Raw genomic sequence first — 16,718 nt, forward strand, 5'->3', positions numbered from 1 at the left:
TGGTAGGGGGCCTCTTCGCGGGCACGCCCGCTCCCACAGGCCTGCAGTTGTGCGGTCCCTGTGGGAGCGGGCGTGCCCGCCAAGCAAGCGGCGTGGTTTAGAAGAAGCCCAACGGGTTGATGTCGTAGCTCACCAGCAGGTTCTTGGTCTGCTGATAATGGTCGAGCATCATCTTGTGGGTCTCACGGCCAACACCCGACTTCTTGTAGCCACCAAACGCTGCATGCGCCGGATACAGGTGATAGCAGTTGGTCCATACCCGCCCGGCCTTGATCCCCCGGCCCATGCGGTAGGCGCGGTTGATGTCGCGGGTCCACAGGCCGGCGCCCAGGCCGAATTCGGTGTCGTTGGCGATCGCCAGCGCTTCAGCTTCGTCCTTGAAGGTGGTCACGCCCACCACCGGGCCGAAGATTTCTTCCTGGAACACGCGCATCGTGTTGTTGCCCTTCAACAGGGTCGGCTGGATGTAGTAACCGCTTGCCAGGTCGCCCTGCAGCCGCTCGGCACTGCCGCCAGTCAGCAGCTGCGCGCCCTCCTCCTTGGCAACCTGCAGGTACGAAAGGATCTTGTCGTACTGTTGCTCGGAAGCCTGGGCACCGACCATGGTCTCGGTATCCAGCGGGTTGCCACGTGTGATCTTGGCGATTTTCTTCATCACCTCGGCCATGAACGGCTCGTAGATCGATTCCTGGATCAGCGCCCGCGACGGGCAGGTGCATACCTCGCCCTGGTTGAAGAACGCCAGCACCAGGCCTTCGGCGGCCTTTTCGATGAACGCGGGCTCGGCCTGCATGATGTCTTCGAAGAAGATGTTCGGCGACTTGCCGCCCAGCTCGACGGTGGACGGGATGATGTTCTCGGCCGCGCACTTCATGATGTGCGAACCCACCGGGGTGGAGCCGGTGAAGGCGATCTTGGCAATGCGCTTGCTGGTAGCCAGGGCCTCGCCAGCCTCGCGGCCAAAGCCCTGGACGATGTTCAGCACACCGGCCGGTAACAAATCGGCGATCAGCTCGGCGAAAATGGTGATCGACAGGGGCGTTTGCTCAGCCGGCTTGAGCACCACGCAGTTGCCGGCGGCCAGCGCCGGGGCAAGCTTCCAGGCGGCCATCAGCAGCGGGAAGTTCCACGGGATGATCTGCCCGACCACGCCCAACGGCTCATGGATGTGATAGGCCACGGTGCCTTCGTTGATCTCGGCGGCACCACCTTCCTGGGCACGGATGCAACCGGCGAAGTAACGGAAGTGGTCCGCCGCCAGCGGCACGTCGGCATTCAAGGTTTCGCGCACGGCCTTGCCGTTGTCCCAGCTTTCGGTGACGGCCAGCACTTCCAGGTTCTGTTCGATGCGGTCGGCGATTTTCAGCAGCATCAGGGCGCGGTCTTGCACCGAGGTCTTGCCCCAGGCTTGAGCGGCGGTATGCGCGGCGTCCAGGGCGCGGTCGATGTCCTGGGCAGTGGAGCGCGGGAATTCGGCAATCGGCTGGCCATTGACCGGCGAACTGTTGGTGAAGTATTGGCCAGCCAGCGGCGGCACGAACTCGCCATTGATGAAGTTGCCGTAACGTGGTTTGAAGGACACGACGGCACCTGGAGTTCCGGGTTGTGCGTAGATCATGCTGAGCCTCTGCGGGTCGATGCCTGTCCCACGACAGGCGATGGACCGATGGTAAAAAGCCCCGCGTGCCGGGCGAATGCATCGTTGGCAGCGGGGCTCTCGTCATTTGGTAGTAGGGTTACAGCGTTATGGCTGAGCGCTTGCCGTTTGCTGCAACTGTTTGGGCAGTTTGAAGGTCCAGAGCATGCCGCCCTGGTTGAAGTCCTTGACCCGCTTGGCCACTTCGCCGCCCCACAGCGGCACCGCACCACCCCAGCCGGAAACCACCGAAACGTATTGTTCGCCGTCCATTTCCCAGGTCACGGGCGAGCCGAGCACGCCGGAGCCGGTCTGGAACTCCCAGACCTTGTCGCCAGTCTTGGCATTGAAGGCCTGCAGGAAGCCTTCCGGCGTGCCGGTGAACACCAGGTTGCCCTTGGTGGTCAGCACCCCGCCCCACAGCGGCGCGTAGTTCTTGTGGCGCCACACTTCCTTGCCGCTGATGGGGTCGATGGCGCGCAGCACGCCGATGTAGTCTTCGTTGAGCGGCTTGATGGTGAAGCCGGCGCCGAGGAACGCCGCGCCCTTCTTGTAGGCGATGCCTTCGTTCCAGATGTCCATGCCCCACTCGTTGGACGGCACGTAGAACAGCCCGGTGTCCTTGTTGTAGGCCATCGGCATCCAGTTCTTGGCACCGAGGAAGGCCGGGGCGACGAACACCGAGCTGCCCTTGGCCTCGCTACCCGGCGCGCCTGGGCGGCTGGCGTCGTTGTAGATAGGCCGGCCATCCTTGTCCAAACCGGTGGCCCAGGTGATCTTGTCGACGAAGGGGAAGCCGCGGATGAACTTGCCGTTGGTGCGGTCCAGCACGTAGAAGAAGCCGTTGCGGTCGGCCGTGGCGGCAGCCTTGACCTCCTTGCCGCCGTCCTTGTAGTTGAACGAAATCAGCTCATTGACGCCGTCGAAGTCCCAGCCATCATGGGGCGTGCTCTGGAAGTGCCATTTGATGGTGCCGTCGTCCGGGTTCAGCGCCAGGCGCGACGAAGAGTACAGGTTGTCGCCGGGGCGCAGGTGCGAGTTCCACGGCGCAGGGTTGCCAGTGCCGAACAGGATCAGGTTGGTTTCCGGGTCGTAGTACCCGCCCAGCCATGGCGCCGCACCGCCGGTCTTCCACAGGTCGCCAGGCCAGGTCTTGCCCGCCTCACCGCCAGAAATACCGTTTTCGATCGCCTTGCCATCCTTGTACACATAACCCATGTGCCCTTCCACGGTGGGGCGCATCCACAGCAGCTCGCCGTTTTCCGGGTTGTACGCCTGGATCTTGCCCACCACGCCGAACTCACCACCGGCAACGCCGGTGATCAGCTTGCCGTTGACGATCATCGGCGCGGCGCTGATGGAGTAGCCTTCCTTGTGGTCGGCCACTTTCTTGCTCCAGACCACCTTGCCGGTGTCCTTGTTCAAGGCCACCAGCTTGGCGTCGAGGGTGCCGAAGAACACCAGGTCGCCGTACAGCGCCACGCCACGGTTGATCACATCGCAGCACGGGCGGATGTCGTCCGGCAGACGTGCATCGTATTGCCACAGCTTCTTGCCGGTGCGGGCGTCCACGGCGAACACCCGCGAGTAGGAGCCGGTCAGGTACATCACCCCGTCCTTGATCAGCGGCTGGGCCTGCTGGCCGCGCTGCTTCTCACCGCCGAAGGAGAACGCCCAGACCGGTCGCAGTTCCTTGACGTTGTTGGCATTGAGCAGGTCCAGCGGGCTGTAGCGCTGGCCCTGCACGCCCAGGCCGTTGGTCACGATCTGCTGCGGGTTCTTCGGGTCCTGGAGGATTTCTTCATTGCTGACAGCGGCGTGAGCCGCGCCGGCAAGCAGCATGGCGCTGAGCACCAGGCTCACGGCGAACAAGGGGCGACGTGGGGATCGGGTCATGACGGCTACCTTTGGCTTTATTGTTGTGTCCGGGAAAATTTCCCGGTGTGCCGAGAATTCTTGGTTGCCTACCCGGTTACCAACAATTGGCCGCAGTGCGGAGATTTCTAGTTCCTTGGTATCGGCTTGGGATTTGCGTGGGGGCACAGATCGAGCGCCGTCCGCGCGGCGCATCGCGAGCTACGCTCGCTCCTACGTTTGTTTCGGGCCAATTATGCCTGTGGGGTTTGCGCGCGATCCCCTTGGCGCATGGCTCGATATCGCGTCATACAAACAAGGCGGTCGCGCGCGCCTGGCACAGGCTTTACTGGGCAAAAACAAACGTAGGAGCGAGCGTAGCTCGCGATGCGCCGCGCGGGCGGCGCTCGATCTCACAGGCGCAAAAAATGCCATGACGAACCCTAAAAAGCCTCACCGCCCCCATCCACCCGCCGCAGCTGCTGTCGCTCATAACGCGGATACAGATGGCTGACACTGCGAATCAGCTCATACCGCGTCAAGCTGATCCCGGCAAACCTCTCAGGGATGGGCCTGCGAATCATCTCTGCCATGTCATCGCCGCGCGCCGCGCCATCACGCATCAGGCCATCCAGCCAACCCAGGTAGTCACGCATCTGCGCGAACGGCTGCGCATCACTGGCCACCGGGCCGTGGCCGGGCACCAGTTGCTTCCAGGGCAACGCCTGCAAGGTGTCCAGGTCCTTGAGCCACACCTCCAACCCTGGGCTGTTGGGCGTGGTCAGGGCACGTTCGTAGAACACCAGGTCACCGGCAAACAACACGCCGGTGTTTTCATCGAGAATCGCCAGGTCGGCACCGGTATGCCCGCTCAGCGCCAGCAGCCGCAGGCGGTGCCCGCCCACTTCACGCACCCCCGGCTGCAGCACCTGGGTCGGCAACACCACCTCGGTACCGCGCATCCAGTCGCCAACCAGGCGGTACATGTTTTCGGCCATGGCGTCGCCTTGCTGGCGCAGCAGGTCGCGGGTGCCGGCCAAGGCGCCAATCGGCACATCTGCAAAGGCCTGGTTGCCCAGTACGTGATCAGGGTGATGATGGGTCAACAGCACTTCCAGCACCGGCTTTTCGGTGACGGTGGCAATCGCCTGACGCATCGCCTCGCCATAGCGTTTCGATGGCCCGCTGTCGATGACCACCACACCACTGTCGGTGACGATGAATGCGGTGTTGACCACATTGCCGCCATTGGCCTTGGCAAAATTGTCGGTGCTGCCTTCCAGCAACCAGGTGCCCTCGGCGATCTGCCGGGGAGTGAGCCGGTATTCCAGGTCGGCCTGGGCCGGCAGCCCCAGGCACAGTAGCAACAGCAGGGTCCAACGCATGACGGCGCCTCTGGTCTGGGGTGAAGTCGGGCAACTGCTCAGGGCACCGCTGCCTCGAACTGGTTGCCGCTGTTGTCCTGCAACAACAGCCGGGTTGGCCCGGTGCCGCGGATGTCAAAGCCCAGGTTGGGGTTTTCGCTGACCGCCGGGTACAGCTCGAGGCTCGCCAGGCGCTGGCCGTCGTCGCCTTGCAACTCGGCATGGTTGAGGAAGAACTCGGGAATGCCGCTGACCAGGCCGTTATCCATCGGGTGGGCCACCTGCAGGCGCAGGCGGCTGCTGTCGCCACGCGGGTAGCGCCCGCCCAGCACTTCACCGAGGTGCTCCTCCCAGCCGGGTTGGGTACGGACTACGCTGGGCGCGGTACACCCGCCACCTGCGGCATCAATCAGGGTCGAGCCGACATGCCACAGGCCATCGCGCGTCAGCACGGCGGCACGCAGCGGCGTGGCCTGCTCGATACGAATACGGATCGACAACCAGGGCAGCACGCGCTCGCCAGGCTGGAAGTCGACGATGCGCGGCAGCGGGTTGAGTTCGGCCCAGGCGATGATCCGCACCACCTCGCCTGTGAACGCCCGGGCGTCGATCTCCAGCGGCACCTGCCGCGCGTCCTCGGCAAAGGGCGGCGCCAGCAGTTTTACACGGTCATCGAACACGAACGCTGCCTGGCCCAGTATCTGCTTGTGGTAGAAGTCCCACATGACCGAGGGCACCGGGTCTATGTGGGTGCCCTGCGTCGCAGCCTGGGCCGCCAAGGGCATCCAGCAGGCCAGCAGGAACGTCGCTCGCCAGTTCATGGCCACTCCTATTGATACATCTCCGGGACCTCGTAACGCAGGCCGTAAGTGGCATACATCGCCTTGAGCCGGCCATCACGGATCATGCCCTCGAGGGCCTCCTCCACCGCATAGGCCAACTGCCGGTTGCTTTCGTGCACAGCCATGCCGATTTCCCAGGCTTGCTTGCCAAGGTTCGGGTAGGCGTTTTCCGCCAAGGCCAGTTGCGGGTCGGCGGCTTGGTGCAGCTGCCAGTCGACCTCGCCGCGCATCGCCATCACCGCGTCCACCTGGCCGGCCTGCATCGCGGCAAATGCCTGCTGCACGTTGGGGTAATGGTGGGTCTTGGCGCTGAGCATGCCGTTGAACACCGAGGTCAGGTAGAACGACGGCACGCTGTCGACCTCGACCCCGATCGGGTGCTGCTGGAACACTGCCACACTGGCCACCGAGGCCAGCCGGCGCTGGTCATAGGCCACCTGCCAGCGCTCTTGCTGATAGGGGCCGAACATCACCACCTGGGCGTTTTCCAGCTCGCCCAGTTCGTTGCGCTTCTGCGCGTAATCGTGATCGTATGGCACCCGCATCATCAGGTCGGCCAATTGCTGGTGGCGCAGCGGGCTGCCGCGCCAGATGTAGTCGCGCAGGTCATCGTCGAGCTTTTCTCCAGGCGGTGCCCAAATCAGTTGCAGGCGCACCCCCAAGGCCGTGGCGAGGGCCTGTGCCAGCTCCACATCGACGCCTCGCGGCTGGCCGTGGTCCTGGAAACTGTAGGGTGCGAAATCCTTGTACACCGCCACTTTCAACTCGCCGGCGGCGATGATCGCGTCGTAGTTGCGCACCTGCGCCTGGGCCACCGCGCAACACAGCAGCAGGCCACTCAACAGCACCGTCCACAGGCGCATGGCCGTCACTCCTCGACGTGCACGCTGTCCAGGTAGGTGCGCACCGCCCACAGCGCTTCCTGGCTCAGGTAATCGGCCATCTTAGGCATGTACACGCGGCCGTCGCGCACCGCACCGTGGCGCACCCGCTCAACGAACCACTCATCGCCGGCATCACCGGCATCGAGCATGCGCAGGTCCGGGGCGATACCGCCGGACTTGGCCTCCAGCCCATGGCAGGCCGCGCAGTTCTGGTTGTAGGCCGAGGCGCCGATTTCCACGGCCTTGTCGTGCTCGGGTGAGCTGCGGTAAGGGTTCACTGCCGCCCAACCGTCGCCGTCCAGGCTAACGCCAGCGTCCTTGATCGGGGTCAAGCCCTTGGTCTCCACGGCCTGGGGCACCACGTTGCCATGGGCCCAGGCCGTGCCGGTCAGCACAGCCCCGGCCAGCAACCCTGCAGCAAGCAACACATCGCGTTTTTTTGTCATTGTTATGCCCTCACCATTGCACGCAAAGCCTCAACCACAGAGGCCGTGCCGCCATCTTAGAAACAGCCCGCAGGCGGCCGAATGCTGCTTTGGTGGCCGGGCCTTACTCCCTTGGTAGTAGGGCTTGTGGCGAAGGGCCAATTGAGGTGCCGTGCGGGAACTCTTCCCGGCAAGGGCGGGAATTTTTCCGTATCCCGCAACCACCGCCCCACCCCACCCTGTGCAGGCCAAAACCTCCACTGGGAACTGCAACCATGACAATAAGATCGCTACCCGCCCTTTCCCCTCTGGCCTTGAGCGTGCGCGTCCTGCTGATGGCCGGTAGCCTGGCCCTGGGCACTGTGGCAACAGCGGCCACCCCCTCTGCTGCACCTGCCGGCAAGCACGTCACCTGGGAAGACATCGCCAATGACCACCTGACCACCCAGGACGTGCTGCAGTACGGCATGGGCACCAACGCCCAGCGCTGGAGCCCGCTGGCCCAGGTCAACGACCAGAACGTGTTCAAGCTCACGCCGGCCTGGTCCTACTCCTTCGGCGACGAGAAGCAGCGCGGCCAGGAGTCCCAGGCCATCGTCAGCGACGGCGTGGTCTACGTCACAGGCTCCTACTCACGGGTATTCGCCCTCGATGCCAAGACCGGCAAACGCCTGTGGACCTACAACCATCGCCTGCCCGACAACATTCGCCCGTGCTGCGACGTGGTCAACCGCGGGGCAGCGATCTACGGCGACAAGATTTACTTCGGCACCCTGGACGCGCGGGTCATCGCCCTGGACAAAAACACCGGCAAAGTGGTGTGGAACAAGAAGTTCGGCGACCACAGCGCCGGCTACACCATGACCGGCGCACCGGTGCTGATCAAGGACAAGACCAGCGGCAAGGTCCTGCTGATCCACGGCAGTTCCGGCGATGAATTCGGCGTGGTCGGCCAGCTGTTCGCGCGCGACCCAGACACCGGCGAAGAGGTGTGGATGCGGCCTTTCGTCGAAGGCCACATGGGCCGCCTGAACGGCAAGGACAGCACCCCGACCGGCGATGTCAAGGCGCCGTCCTGGCCAGACGACCCCACCACCGAAACCGGCAAGGTCGAGGCCTGGAGCCACGGCGGCGGCGCCCCTTGGCAAAGCGCCAGCTTCGACCCCGAGACCAACACCATCATCGTTGGCGCGGGTAACCCCGGCCCGTGGAATACCTGGGCGCGCACGTCGAAGGACGGCAACCCGCATGACTTCGACAGCCTGTACACCTCCGGCCAGGTCGGCGTCGACCCGAGCACCGGCGAGGTCAAATGGTTCTACCAGCACACCCCCAACGATGCCTGGGACTTCTCCGGCAACAACGAGCTGGTGCTGTTCGACTACAAAGACAAGGACGGCAAAGTGGTCAAGGCCACCGCCCACGCCGACCGCAACGGCTTCTTCTACGTGGTAGACCGCAACAACGGCAAGCTGCAGAACGCCTTCCCCTTCGTCGACAACATCACCTGGGCCAGCCACATCGACCTGAAGACCGGGCGCCCGGTGGAAAACCCCGGCCAACGCCCGGCCAAGCCGTTGCCGGGTGAAACCAAGGGCAAGCCGGTGGAAGTCTCGCCACCGTTCCTTGGCGGCAAAAACTGGAACCCCATGGCCTACAGCCAAGACACTGGCCTGTTCTACATCCCCGGCAACCAGTGGAAAGAGGAATACTGGACCGAGGAAGTGAACTACAAGAAAGGCTCGGCCTACCTGGGCATGGGCTTCCGTATCAAGCGCATGTACGACGACCACGTCGGCACCTTGCGCGCCATGGACCCGACTACCGGCAAGCTGGTGTGGGAACACAAGGAGCACCTGCCGCTGTGGGCAGGCGTGCTGGCCACCAAGGGCAACCTGGTATTCACCGGCACGGGTGACGGTTTCTTCAAGGCGTTCGACGCCAAGACGGGCAAGGAGCTGTGGAAGTTCCAGACCGGCAGCGGCATCGTTTCGCCGCCCATCACCTGGGAGCAGGATGGCGAGCAGTACATCGGCGTGACCGTGGGCTATGGCGGCGCGGTGCCGCTGTGGGGCGGCGACATGGCCGAGCTGACCAAACCCGTGGCGCAGGGCGGCTCGTTCTGGGTGTTCAAGATCCCTAGCTGGGACACCAAGACTGCACAGCGTTGACCTGCAGCGGGGAGCGGGCCTGTGCCCCTCCCCGCATCAGCCCTTCTTCTGCATAGAGCCTTTCGCCATGAACTACTTACCCTTTGCCTTGCTGTTGGTGCTGTCCCCTGCCATGGCCGAGAATGCCGACGATGCTGGCAACGATGCCCCTTTGACCATCAACGGCTGCGTGATTGCCGAAGCCAGCCAGTGCCCGGGGGCCAACCTGCGCGGCGCCAACCTGGCCAACCAGGACCTGCGCAAGATGAACCTGGCCGGCGCCGACCTGCGCGATGCCGACCTGCGCCATGCCCAGTTGGACCTGGCCAACCTGGAAAGGGCCCGCCTGCAAGGCGCCAACCTGACCCGCGCCAGCCTGCAACAGAGCAACCTGCGCTTGGCCGACCTGAGCAATAGCAGGCTGGTGGCCATTCAGGGCTGGGGGCTGTTCGCCCAAGGGGCACAGTTTGCCAAGGCCGACCTCAGTGCGGCCTACCTGCAGTTCGCCAGGCTGTCCGGGGCGAAGCTGCAGCAGGCCAACTTGCAGGCGGCGGACCTGGAGATGGCCTGGTTGAGCAAGGCTGATCTGCAAGGGGCCAACCTGGGCGATGCCAACCTGCAGGAAGCAAAATTTGGCCAGAGCAACCTGGCCCGCGCCGATTTGCGCGGGGCGCGGCAGCATTACGGGAATTTTCAGGAGGCCAACATGGAAGGGTGCAAAGGGTGCCCTGAGACTTGGGACAAGTGAGCGCAGGGTTCGACGTGGGATGTGTGGCGCCTGGGAGACCGAGCGCCACCCGCGCGGCGCATCGCGAGCTACGCTCGCTCCTACGTTTGTTTTTGGCCAGTAACGCCTGTGGCAGGCGCACGCGACCGCCTTTTTTGTACGACGCGATATCGAGCCATGCGCCAAGGCGTTCGCGCGCAAATCCCACAGGAATAATTGGCCCGAAACAAACGTAGGAGCGAGCGTAGCTCGCGATGCGCCGCGCGGGCGGCGCTCGATCTCCCAGGCGCCACATCTGTCATGTCGGCCATCACCCCGCCACCCGTACCACCCCAAGGTCGATCCCCAGGTGCACCAGCTCGGCATGGGAGCTGACCTGCAACTTGCTCTTGAGCAAGGTCAGGTGGTTGGACACGGTCTTGGCACTGATACACAACTGCTCGGCAATCACCCGCATCGGCGTCCCCTTGGCCAGCATCGTGAAAATCTCCAGCTCGCGCTGGGTCATGCGCTGCAACCGTGGATCACTGGCGCTCTGCTGTGACGTGCACGCCAACTGGGTGGCCAGAGGCTGCTCGATGTAGGCATGCCCGGCCATCACCCGCTGCACCGCCTCGATCAACACCTCGGGCGCCGAGTTCTTCGTCAGGTAGCCCGAGGCCCCCGCGTCCAGCGCCTGACGCACCAGCGGCAGCTCGTCGTGCATGCTGAAAAACAGTACCCGCAGTTGCGGCAGGCGCTGGCGCAGGCGGCGGGTGGTTTCCAGGCCACTGATACCGGGCAGGCCAAAGTCCATGATCACCAGGTTGGGGACTTGCTCCTGCACCCGGGCCAGCGCCTCTTCACCACTGGCAGCCTCACGCACCTGCATCAACGGCAGCACCGCCCGCAGCAGGCTGGCGTAGCCCTGGCGGACCACGGCATGGTCATCGACCAACACGATATTCATCACACCTCCTTGGGAATGTTCAGGGCCAGCGCCCAGCCGCCACCCGGGCGGCTGAAAATACGCAGCTCCCCGCCCAGGCTACGGGCGCGCTCGGCCATCGAGTGCAAACCTAGCCCTGGGCGCTGGGGCGGGCGTGCGCCGCAGCCATTGTCGCGAATGAACAGGCGCAAACCCTTGGCACTGCGCTGCAGACGTACCCGCACCTGGCTGGCGCCGGCATGCCGGGCGACGTTGGTCAGCGCCTCCTGCAGCAAGCGGTACAAGTGCGTTCTGCTCGGCCCAGGCAGCGCCGGCAAGTGCTCGCCAACCCGTAGCCGGCATTCGATGCCCTGGCTGGCCTGCCACTGGCTCACCAACAGGCCGAAAGCCTCGGCCAGCGGCATGTAGTGCAGCGCCACGGGGTACAGGTTGTGCACCAGCGCGCGAAAACCCTGCTGCAAGCGCTCGCAATTGAATTCGAGGGCGTGCGCCGTCTGCGTCACCACCGCAGGCTGATCGGCCACCATGCGCAACAGGCAGAGCTGAGCACGCATGCCGGCCAGGTACTGCCCCAGGTCATCGTGCAGGGTCTGCGCCAGCTGGGTACGCTCTTGTTCCTGCACCGCCAACAGGGCTTGGGTCAGGTGGGCATTGTCAGCCTGGGCCTGCTCCAGCGTGGCAGCCATGCGGTTGAAGTGTTCCGCCAACTGGCGCGCTTCCGGCAGGCCGGCTTCGCGCAGGCGTGCTGTCAATTGCCCGCCTGAAACCTGGCGCAAGGCACCCAGCAATTCCTCCAGCAGGCCCATGGCCCGCCGCACCGCCCAGCGGATGGTCAACAGGCTCAACAACAGGGCCAGGCCGCACAGGCTCAGCAGTTGCTGCAGCGAATCCCAGACTTCGTCGATTTCATCCCGCGCATCCACGGCTATCAACACTCGGCGCCCGTCACTCAGCGCCAGCAGCCGACTGCTGTGATCGCGCTCGCCGAACAGCTGACGCCCCAGCCAGGCATCGACACCGCCTTGGTGTGGAAGCTGTGCAGCTTCACCCGGCGCCAGCCAGTGCACCCGCACATGGCGCAAGCGCTCGGTCAGGCCGGGTTGCAGGCTCGCCGGGTCACGCTCGGCAGTGTCGCCAAGGTACGCCACCACGGCTTCGGCAGACTGCAACTCACGCTCGACGTCCGCCACCGCCTGGTGCAACAGCACCCCGGCGCACGCCAGCGTCACCAGGGCAAAGCAGAAGGTGACCCAAAGGTTGATACGCCACAGGGCAGACAGGTTGATGAGGCGCATGGGCGGTTCTCCTCGGGGCGCTGCGGCCCATCGTAAAACCGTGGCCTGCGCGGTGAATTACTACCTTGGTACCGGCCGAGCGCTACTTTCTGCATATTTCCCCCTCCCGGCGGGGTTCCTATGCTGGCGCCATCTGCCGTGGAGTGTGTTATGCGCCAGCCTGCCCAACTTGCCTTGACCTGCCTGCTGGCCCTGGCCGCGACGTTGTCGGCGCCCTTGGTGTGCGCTGCAGAACCGTTGCAGGTGCGCATCGGCTACCTGGGCTATCGCCCCGACCCCGGCCCACTGCTGTCCAACATCATCCCCGAGCCTGCCGACGCCGGCCTGCAAGGGGCGGAACTGGCGATTGTCGACAGCAACAGCACCGGGCGCTTCCTGAAACAGCACTTCCAGCTGACCAGCGCCACGGTCGACAGCCCCGAGGCCCTGCTGCAGGCCGCCAACGCCCAACATGACCAAGGCCTGCGCCTGTTCGTGGTGAACGCCCCAGCAGCCAGCCTGCGCGCGCTGTCCGCCGCCCTGCCCGACAGCCTGTTGTTCAATGCCGGCAGCCCTGACGACAGCCTGCGCAGCAGCCAGTGCCTGGGCAATGTGCTGCACAGCCTGCCGGGCCGGGCCATGCTGGCCGATGCCCTGGTGCAGTTCCTGGTGCTGCGCAAGTGGCAGCGGGCGCTGCTGGTGGTCGGCCAGACCGAGGACGACAAAGCCTACGCCGACGCCCTGCGCCGCGCACTGAAGCGTTTTGGTGCGCAACTGGTCGCGGAAAAAACCTGGACCTTCGACAACGACCAGCGCCGCAGCGCCCAGGCCGACATGCCGTTGTTCACCCAAACCGCCGAATACGACGTGGTGCTGGTGGCTGACGAACGCGGCGACTTCGGCGAATACCTGCCCTACCAGACCTGGTACCCGCGCCCGGTGGCCGGCACCCAGGGCCTGACCCCCACGGGCTGGCACAAGACCGTGGAAACCTTCGGTGCGGCCCAGCTGCAAAAGCGCTTCGAGGCCCAGGCCGGGCGCTGGATGAACGACCGCGACTTCGCCGCCTGGATGGCTGTGCGCAGCGTCGCCAGCGCGGCCAGCAAGCTGCGCCAGGCCGAACCACGCGCGCTGCAGCAACTGCTGCTCAGCGAGCAGTTGCCGTTGGACGGCTTCAAGGGCCGCAAGCTCAGTTACCGCCCATGGAACGGTGAACTGCGCCAGCCGATTGCGCTGGTGCAGCCGCGGGCCCTGGTCAGCACCTCGCCGCAGGAGGGCTTCCTGCATCCCTTCAATGAAATGGACAGCCTGGGCTACGACAAGCCCGAAGTGACGTGCAGCTACCCCTGACCCAACAACCACAACAATAAGGAATTCGCCATGCGCCGCCCCTTCTTCCACCGGGCCCTGCTCTACCCCAGCCTGCTGTCGGGCGCCCTGGCGCTGGCCTGCGGGCACGCCACGGCGGCCACCGCCTGGGTCTCCAACGAAAAGGACAACAGCCTCAGCCTGATCGACATGCAAACACTGCAAGTCACCGAAACCCTGCCGGTGGGCCAGCGCCCGCGCGGCCTGCTGCTGTCCCACGACAACAAGCTGCTGTACATCTGCGCCAGCGATTCGGACCGGGTGCAAGTGATGGACGTGGCCACCCGCAAGATCATCAAGGAGCTGCCCTCCGGCAAGGACCCCGAGCAGTTCGCCCTGCACCCCAATGACCGCTGGCTGTATGTGTCCAACGAAGACGATGCGCTGGTGACGGTGATCGACACCGTGACCGACAAGGTGCTCGGGCAGATCGACGTCGGCATCGAACCTGAAGGCATGGCGGTCAGCCCCGACGGCAAATGGGCGGTCAACACCAGCGAAACCACCAACATGCTGCACTGGATCGACACCAGCACCCAGACCCTGGCCGACAGCACCTTGGTCGATCAACGCCCGCGCTTCGTCGAGTTCGACAAGGACGGCTCGAAACTGTGGGCCTCGGCGGAAATCGGCGGCACGGTGACCATCCTCGACGTGGCCACGCGCCAGGTGCTGAAAACCCTGAACTTCCAGATCAAGGGCGTGCACCCGGACAAGGTCCAGCCGGTGGGCATCAAGCTCAGCGCCGATGGCAAGTACGCCTTCGTCGCCCTGGGCCCGGCCAATCATGTGGCGGTGATCGATGCCAAGACCTACGAGGTACTCGACTACCTGCTGGTCGGGCGGCGAGTCTGGCAGTTGGCCTTTACTCCGGACCAAAGCCAGTTGCTGGCCACCAACGGTGTCAGCGGCGACGTTTCGGTCATCGATGTGAAGAACCTCAAGGTGCTCAAGTCGGTTAAGGTCGGGCGCTACCCCTGGGGTGTGGTGGTGACACCATGAACGCCCTCGATGTAAGTGACGTGAGCTTTGCCTATGGCGCGCGCGAGGCACTCCGGCAGGTCGGTTTCAGCCTGGCGCCCGGGCGTTTTGCCGCGTTGCTGGGCCCCAATGGTGCCGGCAAATCGACCTTGATCGCCCTGCTTACCCGGCTGTACGACCTGCAGCACGGCGACATCCGCGTGTGCGGCTGCTCGCTGCGCAACGCTGCACGCCCGGCATTGCGCCAGTTGGGCGTGGTGTTTCAACAAAGCACCCTGGACCTGGACCTGAGCGTTGAACAAAACCTGCGCTACCACGCCGCGTTGCATGGCCTGTCGCGGCGCCAGAGCGACCAGCGCGTCGAAGCCGAACTGGCCCGCCAAGGCCTTGGCGAGCGCCGGCGCGATCGAGTGCGCGAGCTGAACATCGGCCATCGCCGCCGGGTGGAAATTGCCCGCGCGCTGCTGCATGAACCACGCCTGCTACTGCTCGACGAGGCCAGTGTGGGCCTCGACCCGGCCAGCCGCCTGGCGCTCAACCAGCACCTGCGTCGGCTGTGCCGCGAGCAGCAACTGAGTGTGTTGTGGGCCACCCACCTGCTGGACGAAGTGCAGCCCAGCGATGACCTGTTGATACTGCATCAGGGGCGCCTGGTGGCCAGTGGCACGGCCGATGCGCTGAGCCTGGAGCACGGCGGCGACCTCGACAACGCCTTTGCCCGCCTGACCAGCACCCCTTCAGGAGCCGACGCCCAATGAACGCCTACTGGCAATGTTTCAACGGCATCATGCTGCGCGAATGGCTGCGCTTCGTGTTGCAGCGCACGCGCCTGCTCAGCGCCCTGGTGCGCCCACTGCTGTGGTTGCTGGTGTTCGCAGCCGGCTTTCGCGCGGCGCTGGGCATTGCCATCATCGAGCCTTACGACACCTACATCCCCTACGAGGTGTACATCATTCCGGGCCTGGCCGGCATGATTCTGTTGTTCAACGGCATGCAGGGCTCACTGTCGATGGTGTATGACCGCGAGATGGGCAGCATGCGCGTATTGCTGACCAGCCCGTTACCCCGGCCGTTTCTGCTGGCCAGCAAGCTGTTGGCGACCTCGTTGATATCCCTGCTGCAAGTCTATGCCTTCCTCGCCATCGCCTGGCTGTACGGCGTGCAGCCACCGGCTGCGGGCTTGCTGCTGGCGTTGCCGGCCTTGTTGCTGGTGGCCTTCATGCTCAGCGCCCTGGGGCTGTTGCTGTCGAACGCGATTCGCCAACTGGAGAACTTTGCCGGGGTGATGAATTTCGTGATTTTCCCGCTGTTTTTCCTGTCTTCAGCGTTGTATCCGCTGTGGAAGATGCGCGAGGCCAGCCAGTGGCTGTATTGGCTGTGCGCTGTGAACCCGTTCAGCCATGCCGTGGAGCTGGTGCGGTATGCGCTCTATGAGCGCCTGAACCTGCTGGCACTGGTGGTGTGCCTTGGGTTGACCGCATTGTTCACGCTGCTGGCGATACTCACCTTCAACCCCCAGCATGCGGCGCTGCGCAAGCCCCGCTGATCAACCAGGCCTGTGAGTGCGCCTTTCTTGTGGCGGCGGCCACCTACTACTTTAGTACTGCCTTTGCTGTCTGATCGTCGCATTCACAACGCACCACCACTGGCATGTAATGGGCCTATAACAAAAAGGATAAAACCATGCCACGTGCCCCGCGCCCCCTGCTGGCTGCCCTTACGCTGTGTCTGTCACTGGGTATCGCCCACGCCGACACCGCGCCGTTGTTTACCGCCGAGGGCTATCGCGCCACCCTTTACCGCAGCCCGACCCCGCAACAGGTCGAAGGCGGCCAGGTCATCGACACCGCCACGCTGCAGCACCTGCTGGGCCAAACCCCCAGGCCGGTGCTGATCGACGTCTATCGCCGCCAATGGCTGCAAGGGCGCTTCATCGAAGACGAGCCGCACGCCAACCTCCCCGGCAGCCTATGGCTGGCCAACACCGGCGACGGCGAACTGACCCAGGCCTGGCAGGACTACTTCGTGCGTAACCTGCACAAAGCCAGCGCCGGTCACCCGGAGCAACCACTGGTGTTTTACTGCCGCTCCGATTGCTGGTTAAGCTGGAACGCGGTAAAACGCGCGAAAGCCCTGGGCTATAACAACCTGTATTGGTACCGCGACGGCGTGGATGCCTGGCAGCAAGCCAACCTGCCATTGCAGCCGGCGCAACCAGTGCCCTTCCCCTGAATTGCCTGCCTGCGCATGCGTGCCCCGCTCCATCCAATAAAAACAAGGTGAAA

The 16,718-nt window shown here is 64.4% G+C and carries 15 protein-coding genes; 7 read left to right on the top strand and 8 right to left on the bottom strand.

The window, feature by feature from the left end:
* Positions 1 to 97 precede the first annotated feature (97 nt).
* The 6 genes from exaC to pedF form a co-directional block, all read right to left on the bottom strand.
* Positions 98 to 1,618 (bottom strand): acetaldehyde dehydrogenase ExaC, encoded by a 1,521-nt coding sequence (gene exaC / locus DM807_RS20445; protein ID WP_179027820.1) that lies wholly within the window; start codon positions 1,616 to 1,618, stop codon positions 98 to 100.
* A gap of 126 nt (positions 1,619 to 1,744) precedes the next feature.
* Positions 1,745 to 3,532, bottom strand: coding sequence for a PQQ-dependent alcohol dehydrogenase PedH (pedH, locus tag DM807_RS20450; RefSeq protein ID WP_012272746.1), 1,788 nt, complete (start codon positions 3,530 to 3,532; stop codon positions 1,745 to 1,747).
* 401 nt (positions 3,533 to 3,933) lie between these two features.
* Positions 3,934 to 4,875 carry a quinoprotein relay system zinc metallohydrolase 1 gene (locus tag DM807_RS20455; RefSeq protein ID WP_179027821.1) on the bottom strand — a complete coding sequence of 314 codons (942 nt, stop codon included), beginning with the start codon at positions 4,873 to 4,875 and terminating at the stop codon, positions 3,934 to 3,936.
* 38 nt (positions 4,876 to 4,913) lie between these two features.
* Complete coding sequence (locus tag DM807_RS20460; protein WP_012272748.1) at positions 4,914 to 5,675, bottom strand: quinoprotein dehydrogenase-associated SoxYZ-like carrier; 762 nt, start codon at positions 5,673 to 5,675, stop codon at positions 4,914 to 4,916.
* 8 nt (positions 5,676 to 5,683) lie between these two features.
* The gene (locus tag DM807_RS20465) at positions 5,684 to 6,559 is read right to left on the bottom strand and encodes a substrate-binding periplasmic protein (protein ID WP_012272749.1); all 876 of its coding nucleotides are present in this window, start codon (positions 6,557 to 6,559) and stop codon (positions 5,684 to 5,686) included.
* Between the two features lie 5 nt (positions 6,560 to 6,564).
* Entirely contained in the window at positions 6,565 to 7,026 is a 462-nt protein-coding gene (pedF, locus tag DM807_RS20470) for a cytochrome c-550 PedF (RefSeq protein ID WP_012272750.1), read from the bottom strand.
* Positions 7,027 to 7,280: 254 nt separating this feature from the next.
* Between pedF and exaA the strand changes: the two genes are divergently transcribed.
* Both exaA and DM807_RS20480 read left to right on the top strand, forming a co-directional pair.
* Complete coding sequence (gene exaA / locus DM807_RS20475) at positions 7,281 to 9,176, top strand: quinoprotein ethanol dehydrogenase (protein ID WP_012272751.1); 1,896 nt, start codon at positions 7,281 to 7,283, stop codon at positions 9,174 to 9,176.
* A 67-nt stretch (positions 9,177 to 9,243) separates the two neighbouring features.
* Complete coding sequence (locus DM807_RS20480; RefSeq protein WP_012272752.1) at positions 9,244 to 9,903, top strand: pentapeptide repeat-containing protein; 660 nt, start codon at positions 9,244 to 9,246, stop codon at positions 9,901 to 9,903.
* A gap of 289 nt (positions 9,904 to 10,192) precedes the next feature.
* Here the strand turns inward: DM807_RS20480 and DM807_RS20485 are convergent, their stop codons facing one another.
* Positions 10,193 to 10,831 carry a response regulator transcription factor gene (locus tag DM807_RS20485; RefSeq protein ID WP_012272753.1) on the bottom strand — a complete coding sequence of 213 codons (639 nt, stop codon included), beginning with the start codon at positions 10,829 to 10,831 and terminating at the stop codon, positions 10,193 to 10,195.
* Positions 10,831 to 12,105, bottom strand: a complete 1,275-nt coding sequence (locus DM807_RS20490; protein ID WP_012272754.1) for a HAMP domain-containing sensor histidine kinase — start codon at positions 12,103 to 12,105, stop codon at positions 10,831 to 10,833. Before DM807_RS20490 ends, DM807_RS20485 begins: the two co-directional genes overlap by 1 nt.
* Before the next feature lie 150 nt (positions 12,106 to 12,255).
* Between DM807_RS20490 and DM807_RS20495 the strand changes: the two genes are divergently transcribed.
* The 5 genes from DM807_RS20495 (at position 12,256) to DM807_RS20515 (ending at position 16,665) form a co-directional block, all read left to right on the top strand.
* Positions 12,256 to 13,434: an ABC transporter substrate-binding protein gene (locus tag DM807_RS20495; protein ID WP_179027822.1), complete on the top strand. Its 1,179-nt coding sequence runs from the start codon at positions 12,256 to 12,258 to the stop codon at positions 13,432 to 13,434.
* Between the two features lie 30 nt (positions 13,435 to 13,464).
* Complete coding sequence (locus DM807_RS20500) at positions 13,465 to 14,454, top strand: YVTN family beta-propeller repeat protein (protein ID WP_012272756.1); 990 nt, start codon at positions 13,465 to 13,467, stop codon at positions 14,452 to 14,454.
* On the top strand, positions 14,451 to 15,191 hold the full coding sequence (locus DM807_RS20505; RefSeq protein WP_012272757.1) for an ABC transporter ATP-binding protein: 741 nt from the start codon (positions 14,451 to 14,453) through the stop codon (positions 15,189 to 15,191). The genes DM807_RS20500 and DM807_RS20505 overlap by 4 nt, the downstream gene beginning before the upstream one ends.
* Positions 15,188 to 15,979 carry an ABC transporter permease gene (locus DM807_RS20510; protein WP_012272758.1) on the top strand — a complete coding sequence of 264 codons (792 nt, stop codon included), beginning with the start codon at positions 15,188 to 15,190 and terminating at the stop codon, positions 15,977 to 15,979. Before DM807_RS20505 ends, DM807_RS20510 begins: the two co-directional genes overlap by 4 nt.
* A gap of 137 nt (positions 15,980 to 16,116) precedes the next feature.
* Positions 16,117 to 16,665 (top strand): PQQ-dependent catabolism-associated CXXCW motif protein, encoded by a 549-nt coding sequence (locus DM807_RS20515; RefSeq protein ID WP_012272759.1) that lies wholly within the window; start codon positions 16,117 to 16,119, stop codon positions 16,663 to 16,665.
* Positions 16,666 to 16,718 lie beyond the last annotated feature (53 nt).

It is taken from the genome of Pseudomonas hunanensis (genome assembly GCF_013393325.1).
GTDB lineage: Bacteria > Pseudomonadota > Gammaproteobacteria > Pseudomonadales > Pseudomonadaceae > Aquipseudomonas > Aquipseudomonas putida_P.

Coding starts and splice junctions, on each gene's coding strand:
- exaC (WP_179027820.1), bottom strand. CDS start 1,618: ATGATCTACGCACAACCCGGAACTCCAGGTGCCGTCGTGTCCTTCAAA.
- pedH (WP_012272746.1), bottom strand. CDS start 3,532: ATGACCCGATCCCCACGTCGCCCCTTGTTCGCCGTGAGCCTGGTGCTC.
- DM807_RS20455 (WP_179027821.1), bottom strand. CDS start 4,875: ATGCGTTGGACCCTGCTGTTGCTACTGTGCCTGGGGCTGCCGGCCCAG.
- DM807_RS20460 (WP_012272748.1), bottom strand. CDS start 5,675: ATGAACTGGCGAGCGACGTTCCTGCTGGCCTGCTGGATGCCCTTGGCG.
- DM807_RS20465 (WP_012272749.1), bottom strand. CDS start 6,559: ATGCGCCTGTGGACGGTGCTGTTGAGTGGCCTGCTGCTGTGTTGCGCG.
- pedF (WP_012272750.1), bottom strand. CDS start 7,026: ATGACAAAAAAACGCGATGTGTTGCTTGCTGCAGGGTTGCTGGCCGGG.
- exaA (WP_012272751.1), top strand. CDS start 7,281: ATGACAATAAGATCGCTACCCGCCCTTTCCCCTCTGGCCTTGAGCGTG.
- DM807_RS20480 (WP_012272752.1), top strand. CDS start 9,244: ATGAACTACTTACCCTTTGCCTTGCTGTTGGTGCTGTCCCCTGCCATG.
- DM807_RS20485 (WP_012272753.1), bottom strand. CDS start 10,831: ATGAATATCGTGTTGGTCGATGACCATGCCGTGGTCCGCCAGGGCTAC.
- DM807_RS20490 (WP_012272754.1), bottom strand. CDS start 12,105: ATGCGCCTCATCAACCTGTCTGCCCTGTGGCGTATCAACCTTTGGGTC.
- DM807_RS20495 (WP_179027822.1), top strand. CDS start 12,256: ATGCGCCAGCCTGCCCAACTTGCCTTGACCTGCCTGCTGGCCCTGGCC.
- DM807_RS20500 (WP_012272756.1), top strand. CDS start 13,465: ATGCGCCGCCCCTTCTTCCACCGGGCCCTGCTCTACCCCAGCCTGCTG.
- DM807_RS20505 (WP_012272757.1), top strand. CDS start 14,451: ATGAACGCCCTCGATGTAAGTGACGTGAGCTTTGCCTATGGCGCGCGC.
- DM807_RS20510 (WP_012272758.1), top strand. CDS start 15,188: ATGAACGCCTACTGGCAATGTTTCAACGGCATCATGCTGCGCGAATGG.
- DM807_RS20515 (WP_012272759.1), top strand. CDS start 16,117: ATGCCACGTGCCCCGCGCCCCCTGCTGGCTGCCCTTACGCTGTGTCTG.